This is a genomic window from Leifsonia sp. Y862 (assembly GCF_057669585.1).
Map to the genome: position 1 here is coordinate 1 of NZ_JBYHFR010000004.1, position 18,451 is coordinate 18,451.

The window sequence follows — 18,451 nt, forward strand, 5'->3', positions numbered from 1 at the left end:
TCGCGCGCCAGGCGCGTTTTCGCGCGCCCAGCTGAAATCGCGAGGGCCCGCCGCCCACGAGGCACTCGCCAGCACCCTCACTCCCCAACCTCGCTCCCCAACCATGCCCACTGTTCGATCGACATGGCGAGCTTTTCTCAAGATGTGCGCGCATTCATTCGACTCTCGATTCAGCAACGCACGCGGTCGCCTCGCTCGCGAAGTCGGGCGATCACCGGTACCAATGACGCTGCTCAACCGCCCGCGGCATCCGCTGGAAAGCCCTTCGAAATGAGCGGACCAATCGTTTCCCGTGCACAGTGTCCACGAGATGCTGAAAGAGAGTGACGTCACACCAACCATCACGGATGCTGCTCAGACGTCGGGACCCTTAGTGCACCGGATGAGACGGCCACACCGCACGATCAGTGCTGCTCCAACAACGCCTGCAGCTGTTCGACGATCAGGTCGGGACGAGAGATGAACGGATGGTGCCCGGTTGGCAGCTCGACAGAGCGTGTCGCCCGGTTCGCGTGGAAGCGTTGCAACTCCACCGACGTGCTGCGATCCTGCCCGCAGATGATGTACGTGGAATCGATCCCCTCCCAGCCGGCAGCACTCGTCGGGGTCATGAAGGCCCCGGCGGCCTGTGCCGTCACCCGCTCCCACGCCTGGCGCTGGGTCTGTTCGTCGGCGTCCTGAAGGAATCGAGCGCCGAACGAGGTTTCGTCGTAGCCAGACACGCTCAGCGTGCCGTCCCCATTGTCGCCAATGGACACCGGGTCGCTCTCACCGCTCATGAGCGCGCCCTGAGACTGTCCGATGTCGGGCAAATACGACGATACGTAGAGCAGGTGCGCAACCGCGGGATGCTGGCCTGCTTCGGCGATGACGGTGCCGCCGTAGGAGTGACCAACGACGATCGCGGAGTCGACATCGTCGAGTGCGCGGCGAAGGGCCAGTGCGTCAGCAACCAGGCCGCCGGAAACCTCCTCGGGCCCGGTCTCGCCACAGGAGGGCAGCAGAACGGCTCTGCTTTGGATTCCGGTGCGTTCCCGGAGCAGCTCCGCGGACCGCTGCCACCACCACTGCCCGTCACGCACTAAAGCACCGTGGACGAAGATCAGTTCCATTGAGGGTTCCTTCCGTTTCCGTGAACCGCACGCTCGTTCAGCCTGAGCGGAACGCTCTGATCGGGACGATGGCGCACGTTGACGGTATCGCTCCAGTGACAGTTACGTGAGAAATTCAGCTCACGGCAGCAAAAACTCATACTTCGCACGGGGCAATGGCGCTCGCGAAGCGGACAGCGAGCTACGGGCAGGTTTGCCAGAGCGGATGAGTCGCTCGCCGTGTACACCCGAAAGAGCGCCGAATCGGCGGCCCGGCTCAAAGCTCTCCGAGTTAGTCATTGCGCAGGGGCGACGAGGCTGTTAGTGTCGAACCGGTTCGATTCGAACCGGTTCGATAACTAGTCAACGGAGACCTTCATGGCGACAATCGGAGATGTAGCTCGCGCCGCGGGCGTGTCGCGGAGCACCGCGTCGTACGCGTTATCGGGCAAGCGTTCCATCTCCGCGGAAGTGCGCGCGAAAGTCGAACAGGCAGTTCGCAATTTGGGCTACACGCCGAACGCAGGAGCCAAGGCACTAGCGACCTCGCAGACGAAGGTGATCGGCCTGCTTGCTCGCTTTCTTGAGGATGAATTCGCTCCCGCGATGCTTCAGTACATCCTTGGAGTCACCAACCGTGCCCGTGAACGCGGATACGACACATTGCTTCTCACCGATGAAGACGGCGTCTCCGCGCTGAAGCGCATCTCAGATTCGCGGATGGTCGACGGCTTCATCCTGCTGAACGTCGCCGAAAATGACGACCGCCTCGGCATACTCCGCGATGCCGCCCAGCCTGGCTCCCTGGTGGGGCTCCCCGGCGATCCGACGGGCATCGACGCGTTCGACCTCGACTTCGTCGCTGCGGGACGTCTTATGGTCGAGACGCTGCAGGGTCTTGGCCACCGAAGCATGATCCTCGTCTCGCAACCTGAACATGTGCTCGAGCGCGGAGGAGCTTACGTCTGGCGTCTCGCAAACGCTGCGCAACAGCGCGCCGAGGAGCTCGGGGTGGAACTTCACCACCACTTTGCCTCGTCGAGTCAGCCGCAAATTGGGAGCGAACTTGCCGCACTGCTCGACGCCCATCCCTCCGCGACCGGCCTGCTCCTGAATAACGAGGCCGCAGCAGCTGCGCTGCCGAGCGTGCTCCAGGCTCGCGGTCTCTCCGCACCGGCCGACATCTCGGTCATCGGCCGCTATTCCGACGATTTCGCCCGCACGTTCTCGCTTCCATACTCAGCAATCGACAGCGCCGCCGACGAGCTCGGTCGCCGCGCGGTCGAGAGCCTGGTCTCACGCATCGAAGGCACTGCAGATGCGGAATCAACCGTCGTAGATCTGATCGCACCCAGGATCGACGATCGCGGCAGTACTGCGGTACCGCCAACCCGCCACTGACACACCAAGAGACCCGGGACCCCGGGCATGTTCAAGGAGGAACACATGATCACCAAGAAGCTTCGAGCGCCGATCGTCGTCGCCATCGCAGCACTCGCCGTCGGCACCCTCGCCGGCTGCTCTGGCTCGAACGGTGCCTCGTCAACCGACGCCGCCGGCACCTACTCCTGGTGGGACCCGTACCCCCAGCACGAAGAAGGCTCCGACTGGGCGAACCGCGTGCAAGCCTGTGGCACCGACGCCGGAGTCACGATCAAGCGCACTGCTTACGACACGACGTCCCTGACGAACCAGGCTCTCCTGTCCGCCCAAGAGGGCACGTCCCCCGACGTCATTCTCCTCGACAACCCAGCTGTCTCCACGTTGGCCGACACAGGGATGCTCACGACCACCGACGAGCTCGGGCTCGACACATCAGGAGTCGACGCGAACCTGCTCGCCGCAGGCGAACTCGATGATGAGGACTATGGCGTGCCTGTCGGGGCGAACACCCTCGCCTTGTACTACAACACCGACATCCTGACGGCTGCCGGCGTCGACCCTGCCTCAATTACCAGCTGGGCCTCGTTGACCGACGCCCTGGCCAAGGTGACGGCGGCCGGACACAAGGGCATCACCTTCGCGGGCATCAACACCGAAGAAGGATCCTTCCAGTTCCTCCCGTGGTTCTGGGGCGCCGGCGCCGACCTCACCGAGCTCGACTCGCCAGAGGCCGTCCAGGCACTCCAGTTATGGACCGACTGGGTGAACAAGGGCTACGCCCCGCAGTCTGTGATCGGCAACTCGCAGAACACCAGCTGGGAGGAGTTCATCACCGGTGACTTCGCATTCGCTGAGAACGGCACCTGGCAGGTCAACAGCGCCGCCGAGCAGTCCTTCCCCACCGGCGTCATCGAGCTGCCGGCAGTCGACTCCGGCGTAGCACCGGCCCCCACCGGAGGCGAATTCATCACTGCACCGGTGCAGAAGGACACCGCCCGCTATGAGACGACGAAGAAGATCATCGACTGCATGACGACGCCGGAAGGTTTCGTCGAGACGGCCAACACCTTCGCCTACTACATCCCGCCGACCAGCGAGGGTCAGGACCAGCTGCTCGAAGAGCACCCGGAACTCGGCACCTGGGTCTCGGCCGTGCAGGCCGCGAAGGGACGCACCAGCGACAACCTGGGCACCAACTACCCGCTGATCTCAGAGCAGCTCTGGACCGCCGTGCAGAGCGCGATCTCCGGGGCTTCCTCGCCGCAGGACGCGCTGGCCGCAGCTCAGCAAGCCGCATCCGCAGCGACCGACGGCAAGTGACCCGAGGTTCCGGGGCGGGCCTGCCCGCCCCGGAACCCCTGATGAAGGACATGTGATGACGATCTCAACGGCGCCGTTGGCGCCGCCGACACCCAAGCTGACCACAGTCCCCCGGCCCCCGGCACGGCGACGGCGGTCCGGGCTGAGCGGCTCCCGCTGGGTCGCGGCGGCCTTCGCCGCTCCCCTGCTGGTCTACCTGGCCGCGTTCTACGCGTATCCCCTGATCCGCAGCATCGACCTCAGCATCCATGACTACACCGTGCGCGCTTTCGTGCAGGGCAACGCGGAATTCGTGGGCTTGAAGAACTACATCGACGTCGTTTCGTCGCCGCTGTTCAGCCAGGCCCTCTGGAACACCGCGGTGTTCGTCGTGGGCTCGCTGATCTTCCAGTATGCGATCGGGCTGGCACTAGCCGTGTTCTTCCGCAACAACTTCCGGTTGAGCGGCATCCTGCGGGCCCTTTTTCTGGTGCCATGGCTGCTGCCGTTGATCGTCTCAGGGTCAACATGGGCGTGGATGCTCAACAGTGACAACGGCATCGTCAACTCGGTCCTGCATGCGTTCGGAATCGGCCAAATCAACTGGCTCACGTCGCCCGATACGTCGATGCTCGCCGTGGTCATCGCCAACATCTGGCTCGGCATCCCCTTCAACCTCGTCATCCTCTACTCCGGTCTGCAAAACATCTCCGGAGACGTGTACGAGGCGGCCTCCTTGGACGGCGCCGGCCCATGGCGGCAATTCTGGAGCATTACTTTTCCACTGCTGCGGCCGGTCTCTGCAATCACATTGCTCCTCGGGCTCGTCTACACCCTGAAGGTGGTCGACATCATCTGGATCATGACCAACGGCGGCCCCGCGAACTCCACCACTACGTTGGCGATCTGGTCGTATCGCGAAGCATTCGGCACCGGCCAGCCCGACCTCTCGCCGGCTGCCGCCGTCGGCAACATCCTCATCGTCATCGCGCTGATCTTCGGGTTCCTTTACCTGCGGATGCAGCGACGTCAGGAGAACTCATGACCGCCCGCCGATCGTGGTGGAAGACCGCCCTCGGAGTCGTCCTCACCGCCCTGATGCTCTTCCCCGTCTACTGGATGGTGAACGTCTCGTTCACCAAGACCCAGGACCTCAGGCTCAGTCCACCCCACCTCTTCCCGGTGGACCCGACCTTGGACGGATACACCGAGGTGCTTCGGCAGCAGCTGCCGAACCTCGGCACCAGCCTGCTCATCGCGTTAGGGTGCGTCGCGCTCACCGTGGTGATCGCGGCCCCGGCAGGCTATGCGATCGCTCTCCTGAACCTCCGAGGCGGGCGCACGCTGAACTTTGTGCTGCTCGTGGCGCAGATGATCCCTGGCGTGGTGATGGCCATGGGGTTCTATGCGATCTACGTACGGCTGGGTCTGCTCAACAGCATCGGCGGTCTCATACTGGCCGACTCAACCATCGCCATCCCGTTCGGGGTGCTGCTGTTCACCGCCTTCATGAGCGGCCTGCCCGGTGAGCTGCTGCAAGCGGCACGGATGGATGGCGCCGGCGCCTGGCGCACCTTCACGTCGATCGTGCTGCCGCTCAGCCGCAACTCGGCGTTGACGGTGGCGTTGTTCGCCTTCCTGTGGGCGTGGTCTGACTTCGTGTTCGCCTCGACCCTTGCGCGGAACTCGGTGTTGAAGCCGGTCACCCTCGGCATCTACTCCTACATCGGTAACAACACAACGCAATGGAACGCCATCATGGCCACAGCTGTGGTCGCCTCGATCCCGGCAGCGGTCCTGCTTATCGTCGCCCAGCGCTACGTCGCAGCCGGTGTCACCGCCGGCGCAGTGAAGGACTAAGAACGTGACTCTTCCTGCACCGAACGCCCTGTCGGCGTTTGCTCCCCGTCGGCCGACTGCTGTGCCCGTGGCACCGTCTGCAGGAGCACGCCATGGCGTGGGCGTCACCGATGTAAGCCTGAGCCCGGCCGGCTTCTGGGGCAGTCGGCAGAACGTCAACGCAGACGCCACCCTCGGGCACTGCCTCGAGTGGATGGAGCGCCTGGGGTGGATCGAGAACTTCGATCGCATCGCGCGCGGCGAGACCACGCGGGACAGGCCTGGATGGCAGTTCTCAGATTCGGAGATCTACAAACTTCTGGAGGGGATGGCCTGGGAGCTGGGCCGCAGCTACAACGCCGCACTGGCAGCGACTTTCGATGCACTGGTCGAGCGCATCGGCGCGGCGCAGGACGACGACGGCTACCTCAACACCGCTCACGGACATCCCGGGCTCCCGCCTCGCTATTCCGACCTGGCGATGGGTCACGAGCTTTACAACATCGGCCACCTGTTGCAAGCCGCCGTCGCACGGCTCCGCACCGGCCATGACGACCGGCTCGTGCACATCGCTCGGCGAGCGGCCGACCAGATCTGTGAAGAATTCGGAGCGACCGGCCGCGAAGCGGTCTGCGGTCACCCCGAGATAGAGGTGGCGCTCGTCGAGGCGGGGCGCGCATTCGGCGAGCACCGCTACCTCGAACAGGCACGCCTGTTCATCGAACGCCGGGGCCGCGGCACCCTGCCAGTGCGGCCGCTTCTGTCAGCGGAATACTTTCAGGACGACATCCCGGTGCGAAACGGCACCGTGCTGCGTGGGCACGCCGTCAGGGCCCTGTATCTCTCAGCCGGCGCTGTCGACGTGGCCACCGAGACCGGAGACGACGATTTGCTCGACGCCGTCGCACGACAGTGGGAACACACGGTCGCTCGACGCACCTACCTCACCGGCGGCATGGGCTCCCGGCATCAGGATGAAGGCTTCGGTGGCGACTGGGAGCTTCCCTCCGATCGCGCCTACTGCGAGACCTGCGCTGGCGTGGGATCGATCATGCTGGCCTGGCGGCTCTACCTGGCGACGGGAGATGTGCGCTATCCGGATCTCATCGAGCGAACCCTCTTCAATGTCGTCGCCACCTCGCCAAGTGAAGACGGCCGATCGTTCTTCTACGCCAACCCACTGCAACAACGGGAAGCCGGGGCTGCCGCGAGCGACGGCGTGAACAACCGGGCTGAGGGCGGGGTGCGGGCTCCCTGGTTCGACGTCTCCTGCTGTCCGACAAACGTCGCCCGCACTCTCGGTTCGCTCGGCTCCTATCTGGCATCCGTCGACGACGAGGGGATCGCAGTTCTCCAGTACGCGGCGGGCGAGATCCGCGCGGGCGCTTTCGTGCTCCAGATCGAGACTCTGTACCCCGACGCTGGGACGATCGCCGTGAGGGTGCTGGATGCCCCGTCGACCGAAGCACGACTCCGGCTGCGCATCCCCGGGTGGGCGGATGCCGCCACAGTGAGACTGAACGGCGGCGACCCGACGATCGCCACCCCCGGATGGGCAGACATCCGGCGGTCGTTCCAGAGCGGTGACCTGGTTACCCTCGAACTGCCTGTTGCCCCGCGGCTGACCTGGCCCGACCCGCGCATTGACGCCGTGCGCGGCACTGTCGCCGTCGAACGCGGGCCGCTCGTCCTGTGCCTGGAGTCGACGGATCTGCCCGCCGGCATCGACCTCGACCGAATACGGCTCGTTCCCGACGCGGGTCTGCGTGCACACGGCGACGGGGCACTGGCCCACGGCACACTCAGCGACGTGCCGGAAAGCTCCGAGCCCCTTCCTTACCGAGCCAATCGGCCACAGCCCGCTGAGCCGCGACCGATCGAACTTACCCTCGTGCCCTACCACCGCTGGGCGCAGCGCCGCCCATCCACGATGCGTATCTTCCTTCCGGTGACCGGCTGACACTCGCCGGCTCGACCCACGAGCGCCCCGCCACTCATCGCACTATCACGCAAAGGAGCATGACGATATGAGCCCCCATTCATCCACGGCACGAAGGGGACGCGGCTTAAGAGCCACTTCGGTCCTCACCGCCCTGGCGGCCACCATCGCGGGTGCGGCTATCAGCGCCCCCACCGCCCAAGCCGCCCCCACCGCAGCGAACACTCTGGTGGTGCACGCCGACCAGCCGTTCCGGCCGGCTACCCACATGGCATCGGGCAGCCTCTATGGCATCGCCGACGCCGATTCACCCTCCAGCGAGCTGATCTCGGCGATCAAACCGCACACCTTCATCCAGATGCCCTTCGGCGGCAAGCAGCAGCCCACAGGCGATATCGGCGACACCTGGCAGGTCGCGGCCGACCACGGCGCGAACGTTGTTATCCGACTCTCCGACTACTACGCCGGTTGGCCGTATCAATTTGATTGGGCAACCTGGGACCAGATGGTCACCGATCAAGTTCGTCAGGCCAAGGAATCTGGCATGACGAACCTCGCTGCCTGGGCGCCGTGGAATGAGTCGACCGGAACGTGGAACGCCGCGAAGAACGGATCGTTCGAAGACTTTTGGGTGCACACCTACCGACTCATCCGCAGCCTCGACCCCGACACTCCGATCCAGGGTCCGAGCTACTCTGACGACATTTCCGAAGCCCGGCAGTTCTTCACCGTGGCGAAAGCCACCGACACCATCCCCGACATCCTGGCGTGGCACGAGCTGATCCGATCGTCGAAAATCGTCGGCGACCTCGCGACGATCAATGGCATCCTGAGCGACTTGGGCATCGAGGAACGGCCGATCTCCATCGAGGAGTACGCAGCACCTGCGGAGGCCGGTATCCCCGGGGCGCTGATCGGCTACGTCGCAAAGTTCGAGCGGCTCGGCATCCACGACGCCGAACTGCCGTTCTGGAACCAGTCCGGCACGCTCGGCGACCTGCTGACGAAGCGCGACGGAGTTCCGAACGGCGCCTATTGGATGTACACCTGGTACGCCGATATGAGCGGCGATATGGTCACGACCACCCCGCCGGGGAACACCAGCTTCGACGCGGCCGCCTCCGTGTCAGACGACAAAAACCAAGTCGAGATCATCACCGGCGGCAACAGCGGCGCGACCGCCATCACCGTCGACGGGCTCGACACACTCCCGGTCGCCTCAAGCGGAAGCGTGAACGTCAAGCTGGAGTACACGCCAAGTTACGGTCGGACCGTCGCCGTCGACGGACCCATCACCGTCTCCACGACGACGTACACGGTCGGTGCCGACGGATCGATCAGCGTGCCGATCACAATGAACCCCGCGTACGGGTACCACATCGTCGTGACGCCTGCCAGCGGGTCCGACGACCTGAGCGGCGCCTACACCGTCACGAACGTGAACAGCGGCCTTGCACTGGACACCGCTGACGCGGCCCCGGCAGCGGGCACCCTGGTGAAACAGCACACTGCGGCGAGCAGCAGCAGCCAGACTTGGAAACTGGTCTCGGCCGGGTCGGGCCTGTACAAGATCGTGAACAGCTCCAGTGGGCTTGTTCTTGCCATGCAGACCGTCGACACAAAGAACAACACCAAGGTTGTGGTCGCTGCCGATGCCGGTACCGACGACCAGCTGTGGCAGCCGATTCCAGATGGGAAGGGCTCCTACCGGTTCGGCAACTACGCCACGGGCCGCGTGCTCGCGGTCGCGGGCATGAGCATTGACGACGGCGCACAGGTGGTGCAGTGGCTGGACGGGAACCCGTCGTCGAGCTGTACCGCCGCTGGGCCGCGCCAGCCAGGGAAGCTGGGGAATGCCGTGAATTTCTGCGGCACCAGCGCCTATGTGGCACTCCCCACCGGGGCCGTGAGCGGCCTGACGGGCGACTTCAGTGTGTCGACGTGGGTGAATCCCGCATCAAACGGCACCTGGCAACGCGTGTTCGACATCGGCACGGGCAGCCAGAAGAGCATGTTCCTGACCCTGAACGACGGGTCCAAAGTGCGCTTCGTCATCACGACCAACGGGGCAGGCGGCGAGCAGCGGCTCGTGAGCAGTTCGGGGAGCCTGCCGCTGAATCAGTGGTCTCTGGTCACCGTCACGGTGTCGGGCACGACGGGCAAGCTCTACGTGGGCAATCAGCTCGTGGCGACCAACACAAGCATGACCGTGCATCCGTCGGACTTCGGGCAGAGCACGCAGAACTATCTCGGCAAGTCGCAGTACTCGTCTGACCCTGCCTACAACGGCCTGATCGACGACTTCAACATCTACAACCGTGCCCTGTCCGCTGATGAGATTCTGAACCTCTCCACTGGCGTCGCAGGCACCGGCAACGTGGTGAAGTACAGCTTCGATGAGAACACCGGCGCCACCGTGCCGGACTCCTCCGGCACTGGCCGCAACGGGACGATCGTGAACGGAGACACTGCAGGCAGTGGCACCAACGCAACCACAACGTCGACGGACGCGCAGACCGCGGATCATTTCTGGAAGCTCTCCCCCGTGGTGATCGAGACGCCCGACATCGAGAAGCCGGATGCGGTTCTGGTAACACCCACCGCTGCCGGCCCGTTCTCATCGTTGGCGCTGCAGGTAGATGCCAGTGACGATCGCGGTCTGAAGCGGATTGTGGCGAACATCTACAAGGACGGCAAGCTCGTCAAGAGCACACAGTCCGCGGTCGCCGACGGGGCGCTCACCGGGTCCCACCAGTCGACGGTACAGCTGCCAGACGGCGCATACACGATCAAGTACAACGCCGAAGACCTGGCCGGCAACATCGCGCGGACGGGCACGTTCGCCGTGACTCTCGACGCCACGGCCCCGACCGCGACGGTCAAGACCGGAGACATGTTCACGCGCGGAGCAGACGGTGTCTACGACCTCGTCAGCTACAAGCTGAACGATGCCGGGCTGATCGACAAGGTGACCATCAACGGCGTCGTGAAGGATCTGACGGACAACGCCTGGTCTGACGTCAATTTCATCAAGCCGGGAGTGTTCGGTGCGGTCACGGGCGCCAACACGTTGGTCGTCTACGACGTGGCTGGAAATGCGACGACGATCCAGACCTCGCTGAACTGATCACCTGATCCCTGTGGCGCCCGGCTGTGGGTGCGGGCGCCACAGGGATCAACAACCACCAGGAGAAACACCCCATGACATCGCCCTCTGCATCCTTCTTCGACATCAGCGAGATGCCGTACAGCCGGCGTGGCTCATGGCTCGACATCTCGCCGGTCGTGGCGCTCCACACGGTGCGCGAGAGCCTGCACCTCGTCTCTCACCAGACCGGCATGCACGCGATCTTCGTCTTTGAGCCCCTGCACAACGGTGTGCCGGTCACGGCCAAGATTGAAGCGACGCCTTCGACCCTTCGATGGACCACGCCGACCGGCGTCATCGAAGCCGTCTTCGAGAACGAGAGCACCGTGCGACTGCGCGGTCGGACGTCGGAGCTGCGCATCGCGGACGCTGCGCCTGGGCTGACACCGTTCACCGGAACCTATTTCTTCACAGACCCGGTCGATGGCGCGGCGGTTTTCACCTCGTATGAGTCGGGCCGTCGGTACCGGGTCACGTCGCTGACCGGCACTCTTACCACCACCGGGACCGAACTCCTCGGAGCCGGCGAACGGTCGATCGTCGCACGCGGCGACGAATGGGAACTCGCTATCGAAGAATACGAGACCGCCAGAGCTCCCTATGTGCCCGCCTTCTCCTTCGACGATGTGGTCGCAGCAGTCGCCGCAGAATTCGACGAATACGTCGACCGCATTGCGCCGTGGAGGAGCGACCGCACCCCCGCTGCGTCGATGGCGTGTTATGTTCTCTGGTCAGCGACCGTCTCGCCGCGCGGGTTCCTCCAGCGCGAGTCGATTTTCATGTCGAAGCACTGGATGGACAAAGTGTGGAGCTGGGATCACTGCTTCAACGCGCTCGCCCTCGCGCCGGGGTTGCCCGAGGAAGCCCTCGATCAGTTTCTCGTCGTTTTCGACTTCCAAGACGCGGCCGGCGCGCTGCCAGACTCAGTCACGCACTCGGAGGTGCTCTACAACTACGTGAAGCCGCCCATCCACGGCTGGGCGTTCCGCCGACTCAGGGCCGCACTCGAGAGCCCGCTCAACGAGCAGGTGCTGAATGAGGTCTACGACTCGCTCGTACGGTGGACCCGGTTCTGGCTTGACCGCCGGCGCGTGCCCGGGCATCCGCTTGCCCACTACCATCACGGCAACGACAGCGGCTGGGACAACTCCACCACCTTCGACAACGACCGCGTGATCGAAGCCCCCGACCTCGCCGCCTTCCTCGTGGTGCAACTGGACGTGCTCGCCGAGCTTGCCGCCGAAATCGGCCGCACCGATGAGGTGCCGGAATGGCGGCGGGAGGGCCGCGCGATGCTGGACGCCTTGCTCGAGCTGTGGGACGGGGATACCTTCGTCGCCAAAGCGGCGACGGGCGGCCGCCCGAGCAAGAAGACATCGCTTCTAAACAACCTGCCGATCATCGCCGCCCCTCATCTTCCGGACATCACAAACAGCCTCATCACGGCCAGGATCTCGCGACACCTCACCAAATTCGGGCCCTCGACCCAACTCGTAGACAGCGACGAGTACGAGTCGGACGGCTACTGGCGCGGCCCCATTTGGGCACCATCGACGGCGCTCGTCGAAGACGGACTCCGTCGAGCCGGTCACAGCGAGCTCGCCGATCAGATCAGCGAACGGTTCCGCCGCCTCTGCGAGCGGTCTGGCTTTGCGGAGAACTTCGACGCTCTGACCGGCGAGGGCCTCCGCGACCGCGCCTACACCTGGACGGCGAGCTGCTATCTGATTCTCGGCCGGGAATTCGAGCAGCGCCGCCCGCCCGCACCCGCTCAAAGTTGAATGTGGCGACCGCGACCACCGTCATGCTGCTTTCTTTCTCAACCGCGTGTGAAGCGTCGACGAATAAGGTACGCCGCGGCGCCGAGGAGCAGAAGCACGACACCGGCAGCGAGGATGCCGCCAACCTCGGTTCCCGTTGCGGCGAGCGCCGATACCGCCGCTACCGACGTCGCGACCGCCGCCGTCGCGACAACCGCCGCCGGGTCAACCGGCGCCGTACCAACCGGCGCCGTCCCAACAGCGAAGGTGTTCGACGCTACAACCGCGTTGCCGGCGCTGTTGCCGGCAGAATCCGCCACACCCGTCAGGTTCACAGAGATCACGTTGCTCGTGGTGGCGGTGTTCGGGTCGGGCGTGAATGTAGCGGTGAAGGTGACCCCGCCATCGGTGGATGCCACAGGCGACAGCGTGCCGTTTGCCACAGTCACGTTGGCGTTCGAGAACCCGACGACCGCCCGCGAAAAGCGGAACGTGACGACCGAGGTCTCCCCCGCGCCGATCGCTGTGTTGGAGACCGTGATGACGAGAGTCAGTGGCGCCGCGGCCACGGTGTCGACCGCGTAGTTGTTCGAGTCAACTGTGCCGACGCCGGTGTTGCCGGCGAGGTCGCTCACACCGGCCAGAGCCAGCATGATGACGTTGGTTGCATCGGAGATGTCAGCCGTCGGGGTGAACGTGGCCGTCCAGGTGATGCCGCCGTCTGAGGAATTCACGGATGACAGGCCGCCGTTGGCCACGGTGAGGGCAACGTTGTCGAAGCCAACCACGGCCTCGGAGAAGGTGACCGTCACCGGCGAGGTCTCACCGGCGGCAAGCGAGGTGTCGGCCACCAGGACGACCACCGTCGGGCGCACGGTGTCAACTGAGTAGACGTTCGAGTCGGTCGCACCGGAGCCCGCATTGCCGGAGAGGCTCACGACCCGGGCAAGGTCAAGCGTGATCAGATTGGTGGAATCCTCTACGCCGCCATATGGGGTGAACGTGGCCGTCCACGTGATGCCGCCGTCGATGGACGTCACTGCGGACACGGTGCCGTTGGCCACGGCGAGGTCGGCGTTATCGAAGCTGGTGACAGCCTCGGAGAAGGTGACCGTGACGGGTGAGGTCTCGCCGATAATGAGGGAATCGTCAACCACGAGGATGCTCCCCGTGGGCCGCACGGTGTTGATCGTGTAGTTGCTGGAGCTGGTGGTGCCCGTGCCCGCGTTTCCGGCGCGGTCGGTCAGCGCTGCAACATTGACCGACACGCTGTTGGTTGCTTCACGAATCCCGGTCGTCGGCGTAAAAGTGCTGGTCCACGTGACACCGCCGTCAAGCGAGGTCACGTCGGAAAGGGTGCCGTTGGCAACGGTGAGGTCGGCGTTTGTGAACCCGGTGACGGCCTCGGAGAAGGTGAAAGTGAAGACCGAGGTCTCGCCGGCGGCGAGGCTGGCATCCGACATGCTGATGCTCACGGTCGGGGGAATGTGGTCGATCACGAAGTTGTTCGACGTGGTTGTGCCGGTGCCCGTGTTGCCAGACATGTCCACGACGCCGGTGGTGTCGAGGATGAGCTCGTTGGTGGTGCTGTTAAGACCGGCGGCCGGGGTGAAGGTGGCGGTCCAAGTGATGCCGTCACCCGCCGGGGCCAGCCCGGACAGGGTTCCACCGGTGACGGCGAGGGCGGCGGCGGTGAAACCGCTCACTACTTCGGAGAAGGTGATCGTCACGAGAGAGGTCTGGCCGATCCCGAGCGCGCTATTGGCCACCACGATGGTCGCCGTCGGGGGCAGAGTGTCGATCGCGTAATTGTTCGAGTCGGTCGAGCCGGAACCCGCATTACCGGCGATGTCCTCGACGCCAGCGAGGTTGAGCGTGATCACGTTGCTGGAGTCTTGCACGCTGGCACTGGGGGTGAACGTCGCCGTCCACGTAAGGCCGCCGTCCCAGGAGCTCACGGCGGACAAGGTGCCGTTCGCGACGGCGAGGTCGGAGTTGGTGAAGGCTTTGACAACCTCGGAGAACGTGATTGTGACGAGCGAGGTTTCCCCGACGAGGAGCACGGTGTCCGCAACGACGACGGACGCCGTCGGGCGCAGAGTATCAATCGCGTAATTGTTCGAGTCGGTCGAGCCGGAACCCGCATTACCGGCGATGTCCTCGACGCCAGCGAGGTTGAGCGTGATCACGTTGCTGGAGTCTTGCACGCTGGCACTGGGGGTGAACGTCGCCGTCCACGTAAGGCCGCCGTCCCAGGAGCTCACGGCGGACACGGTGCCGTTCGCGACGGCGAGGTCGGAGTTGGTGAAGGCTTTGACAACCTCGGAGAACGTGATTGTGACGAGCGAGGTTTCCCCGACGAGGAGCACGGTGTCCGCAACGACGACGGACGCTGTCGGCGCAGCGGCAAACGCGGCACCCGGCCAACCAAGTGTCAGAGCGAGTGCGGCGATGGCGGTGATTGCGATGGGGCGAAGGCGCACGTAGATATCCCTGTCTAGGAGGAGACGGGGACCGACAACATCGTCACCGCGAATAGTACTTATAGTATTGGTCGCCGCTCGCCCATCAGCACGTGAACGACGCGGCCGAAAAGTCGAAAAAGTCCGGTCTTTTCAGACACGAGCAGGACTACGACCATCTACATCCAGTCAATAGTGGTAGGCCGCAGAGCAGGTCTGCTGATTGGCGGTCTGGCCTCGCAGCCCTTCGATGACCTCGGGGGCGCCGTCCGCAGCAGGGTCAGTTGGCGCGGCATCGTCAAGAGGTGGGTCGCCGGCATCCGCTTCGGGAAGTGGTGCTTCGTCTATTGGGGCGGGCGGCACGACGGTCACTTCCGCTCCGAGAGCGCTGTCGTCCAGGCCGAATGGTTGGTCCGCCTGGATCTTCTCCATCAGCCGGTCGGCCAGTTCAGGATCGGGAATGACCTTGTTCTGGTCGTCAGGGTCGGTCATGTTCGGGAACTGAACGAAGACGAGCTTCTCCAAATCGAGATCCTTCAACGTCATCGCCATGCTGGCCATTCTGGTGAGGTCGGCCAGCGAGTCCGAGAGGCTGACATTCTCCGCCGCGGCGTTGGCGAGCTTCAGCACCTTCGACACGTCGGTCAACGTCTCGCTGCTTTTCATCACCCGCATCAGCGATGACATATAGGCCTGTTGCGACGAAATACGGGAGAGGTCGCTGCCATCTCCGACGCCTTTGCGAGAGCGCAGATACGACAACGCCTGCTGGCCAGACACATTGGTGACTCCGGCGGGAAGGTCGAGCCCCGACAGCGGGTCGTTGACGGCCTCGTCCAGGCAGATGGGCACGCCGCCGACCGCGTCGCTCATCGCCACCGTGCCCGCGAAAGTGAATGTGGCAGCGTACGGGATCGTGAGGCCGGTGAGCTCCTCGACGGTGGCGCGCACACAGCCCAACCCGCCCCGCTCGAAGGCCGAGTTCAGCGGCTGGGCGGACATCGCCCCAAACTCTTCGCCACTGGCAGGGTCGACGCATTCGGGATGAGGGATGACGAGATCGCGGGGCAGACTCAGGACGACAGCGCTCTTGTGATCGGCCGCGACGTGGAAAACCATGTTCACATCGTTCAGGATGGCGTCGCCGCGGTCGCCGTATTCTTCGCCTTGCTCCGTGGAGTTGTCGGCGCCGACCACAAGGACGCTGAAGCCGCCCTCAAACGCGCCCAGGGCAGGAAGCGGTTCATCGTTCCCGTTCGAGATATCGACCGCGTTGCTGGAAACGCTGGCTCCCAGCTGCCAGACCGCGAACGCTGCCACGCCCGCCCCACTCACCAGGATGACGGCTAGCGAGGCGGCAACAGTCTTCAGGGCCGGCAGGCCGATCGCTCGCCAGCGGGACAGAGGCCGCTGATGCCGCGGTGTGTGCACGGCTGGCGTGCCGGGGTTTGCTGTGCTGCGGTTCTGTGGGGCAGGGCTGGGTGCTGTCTTGACTCGTTGCCTCGTCATCACGCTCCTTTAACGCACACTCGCGATCGCACACAGGAGACTAACGTGCTGCTCGCACGAACATGTCGTAGTCCGTGCGGAGCGTCGGTTCTTCGCGAAGACGCTGGCCCTAGGTGGAATGCCCGCGGGCAGCGTGGTGTCAGTGGGCGTTCGACGGCGCCTTTCAACCGCGGACCCCGGCGCTTTGGCCGGGGTCCCTTTTATTGCGTCCCCTCGGGCTCTTTAGGTATCGCAGCCGATGCCGTCCTTGTCGCGGTCGAGTTTGGTGCTGTAACCCGGTTGTCCTGCGTAGAGCGGAGCCGCTCCCGCAGCGCGCACAGCGTCGCAGTTGGCGTAGTAGACCTCGACTGGTGCAGGTGCAGGAGCAGGAGCAGGTGCAGGAGCAGGGGCTGGTTCAGGAGCTGGAGCAGGGGCTGGTTCAGGAGCTGGAGCTGGCGCCGGTTCCTGAGGTGCAACAGCGACAACAGGAGCCGGTGCCGCAGCGAACGAGGAGGTCAGTGCCAACTCGTCCGGGCAGGAGCCGAGGATTCGGCCCATAGCGTCGTGCTCAGCCTGGGTGACCCACAGACCGTAAGTCGCTTTCACTGATACTTGGCGGGCGACATAGCCACAGCGGAACGCCTTGTTCGACGGCAACCATGTCGCCGTGTCTCCGTCGCCCTTTTGTGCGTTGGAGCTGCCATCGACAGCGAGGAGGTTAATAGGATCGTTTGCCAGCGAAACGCGCTGGGCTTGAGTGAGCTGCTGAGCGCCCGTCTGCCACGCATTCGACAGAGCTACTACGTGGTCGATCTGCACGAACGCTGACGTATCCTGACCTCGAACGAACGCGATCGAGCCGGCCGTGAATGGCGAGACAAGGTTGCCGGTCATTACTCGGCAGGATCCCGACTTGGTGATTACAGTCAGGTCTCGAGCGAGGATGTCGTTACGGGTGTCGCACCCGTTGCGATCAACGTCTATCCAGGCAGCGCCGAACATGCCGGTGCGGTCGTAGCCGGTCTTTGCGGCTTTGCCCTTGACGGGGAGAGTTGCAAGGAGAGCGAGCGCTGTCGTGTCGGTGATGCTTGTGTCAACGGCTACGACTGATGCGTTCTCCGCCGGCGCGGAGACGGTCGAAGGGTCAACCGGTGCTGCTTCGGAGAATTCCGGCGCGGGTGTTGTTGTCGGGGTCGGGGTTATTGTCGGGGTCGGGGTTGCACTGGATTGCGCGCTAGTGGCGGGCCGCTCAGCCACACGAGCTTCACTTCCACCAGTCGCCGCAGCGGCGACGCCACCTGAGATGAACAGGGCAAGACTGGCGACCAGCGCAATCGCAGCGGTCTTACGGGCTGGAATTGACGCCCCTGTCCGCCGGCCGGTGACTGTCACGTACACAGCCGTCACCAAACCGGCCATCCCAAGAATTACGAGAATCGCTGGGAAGCCGCCGACGATCGCGTACATCAGCGCGAAGAAAGCGACCAAGCCGCCAAGGATCCCGGTATTGAGAGTCGGCTTGAACCGTGCCAGCTTTGAGGTAGATACCTCAGGGAGCTGAGTCTTCGCTACCTGGTCTGTCCCGAGCATAAGGGCATCGAGCACGCTCTTCACTCGGGCACCCTCGCCGCGGGACATGCGGAAGTCGACGGCATTGCCTGAAGCAATCAACGACACTTTCGCCTTCAAGAACCCATCTGGCGAAGTCGTGACACTCGTCATGCTCGTGACGGGGATCGTCTCGGTCACGCTCTTGCCGCCCCTGATGCGAGCCACCAGCCCAGCTGCGGACTTCCCATCAGTTTTGTTCCGAGGCCGCGTCCACTCGATTCGATCCCGGAAAACGGAGACGGTGGCGTTCTTGTCGTCGATTCGAGCCGCAAGAATAAGGAATGGTGTTGTGTCGCTTGTTTGAGCCTTCATCGGCTCTCGTTGTTGCTCGTTAAAGTCAGTCATCTGATCCCCTATTTCACTGCACTCAGTCCCGAGTCCAGGTATGCCTCTTTGAACGTACTGGAGGCAGAGATAGGCCGAAGACCGGG

The 18,451-nt window shown here is 64.1% G+C and carries 11 protein-coding genes; 7 read left to right on the plus strand and 4 right to left on the minus strand.

Going from position 1 to position 18,451, the window contains the following annotated elements:
* Positions 1 to 404 precede the first annotated feature (404 nt).
* The gene (locus AC25Z0_RS16855) at positions 405 to 1,112 is read right to left on the minus strand and encodes an alpha/beta hydrolase (RefSeq protein ID WP_488133929.1); all 708 of its coding nucleotides are present in this window, start codon (positions 1,110 to 1,112) and stop codon (positions 405 to 407) included.
* A gap of 357 nt (positions 1,113 to 1,469) precedes the next feature.
* Between AC25Z0_RS16855 and AC25Z0_RS16860 the strand changes: the two genes are divergently transcribed.
* The 7 genes from AC25Z0_RS16860 to AC25Z0_RS16890 all read left to right on the plus strand — a co-directional run bounded on the left by AC25Z0_RS16860 (position 1,470) and on the right by AC25Z0_RS16890 (position 12,480).
* Positions 1,470 to 2,492, plus strand: coding sequence for a LacI family DNA-binding transcriptional regulator (locus AC25Z0_RS16860; protein WP_488121343.1), 1,023 nt, complete (start codon positions 1,470 to 1,472; stop codon positions 2,490 to 2,492).
* A gap of 45 nt (positions 2,493 to 2,537) precedes the next feature.
* Positions 2,538 to 3,794: a sugar ABC transporter substrate-binding protein gene (locus AC25Z0_RS16865; protein ID WP_488121342.1), complete on the plus strand. Its 1,257-nt coding sequence runs from the start codon at positions 2,538 to 2,540 to the stop codon at positions 3,792 to 3,794.
* A 55-nt stretch (positions 3,795 to 3,849) separates the two neighbouring features.
* The gene (locus tag AC25Z0_RS16870; protein ID WP_488121341.1) at positions 3,850 to 4,818 is read left to right on the plus strand and encodes a carbohydrate ABC transporter permease; all 969 of its coding nucleotides are present in this window, start codon (positions 3,850 to 3,852) and stop codon (positions 4,816 to 4,818) included.
* Complete coding sequence (locus tag AC25Z0_RS16875) at positions 4,815 to 5,633, plus strand: carbohydrate ABC transporter permease (protein ID WP_488133930.1); 819 nt, start codon at positions 4,815 to 4,817, stop codon at positions 5,631 to 5,633. The genes AC25Z0_RS16870 and AC25Z0_RS16875 overlap by 4 nt, the downstream gene beginning before the upstream one ends.
* Positions 5,634 to 5,637: 4 nt before the next feature.
* The gene (locus AC25Z0_RS16880; protein ID WP_488121339.1) at positions 5,638 to 7,572 is read left to right on the plus strand and encodes a glycoside hydrolase family 127 protein; all 1,935 of its coding nucleotides are present in this window, start codon (positions 5,638 to 5,640) and stop codon (positions 7,570 to 7,572) included.
* A 67-nt stretch (positions 7,573 to 7,639) separates the two neighbouring features.
* Entirely contained in the window at positions 7,640 to 10,678 is a 3,039-nt protein-coding gene (locus AC25Z0_RS16885) for a LamG-like jellyroll fold domain-containing protein (protein ID WP_488133931.1), read from the plus strand.
* Between the two features lie 74 nt (positions 10,679 to 10,752).
* Positions 10,753 to 12,480, plus strand: a complete 1,728-nt coding sequence (locus AC25Z0_RS16890) for an amylo-alpha-1,6-glucosidase (protein ID WP_488133932.1) — start codon at positions 10,753 to 10,755, stop codon at positions 12,478 to 12,480.
* A 38-nt stretch (positions 12,481 to 12,518) separates the two neighbouring features.
* Here AC25Z0_RS16890 and AC25Z0_RS16895 read toward each other — a convergent pair whose 3' ends face one another.
* From AC25Z0_RS16895 to AC25Z0_RS16905, 3 genes are all read right to left on the minus strand, one after another.
* Entirely contained in the window at positions 12,519 to 14,942 is a 2,424-nt protein-coding gene (locus tag AC25Z0_RS16895) for an Ig-like domain-containing protein (RefSeq protein WP_488133933.1), read from the minus strand.
* 168 nt (positions 14,943 to 15,110) lie between these two features.
* Complete coding sequence (locus AC25Z0_RS16900) at positions 15,111 to 16,430, minus strand: LCP family protein (protein WP_488133934.1); 1,320 nt, start codon at positions 16,428 to 16,430, stop codon at positions 15,111 to 15,113.
* 222 nt (positions 16,431 to 16,652) lie between these two features.
* Positions 16,653 to 18,365: a GmrSD restriction endonuclease domain-containing protein gene (locus tag AC25Z0_RS16905; RefSeq protein ID WP_488133935.1), complete on the minus strand. Its 1,713-nt coding sequence runs from the start codon at positions 18,363 to 18,365 to the stop codon at positions 16,653 to 16,655.
* Between the last annotated feature and the right edge of the window lie 86 nt (positions 18,366 to 18,451).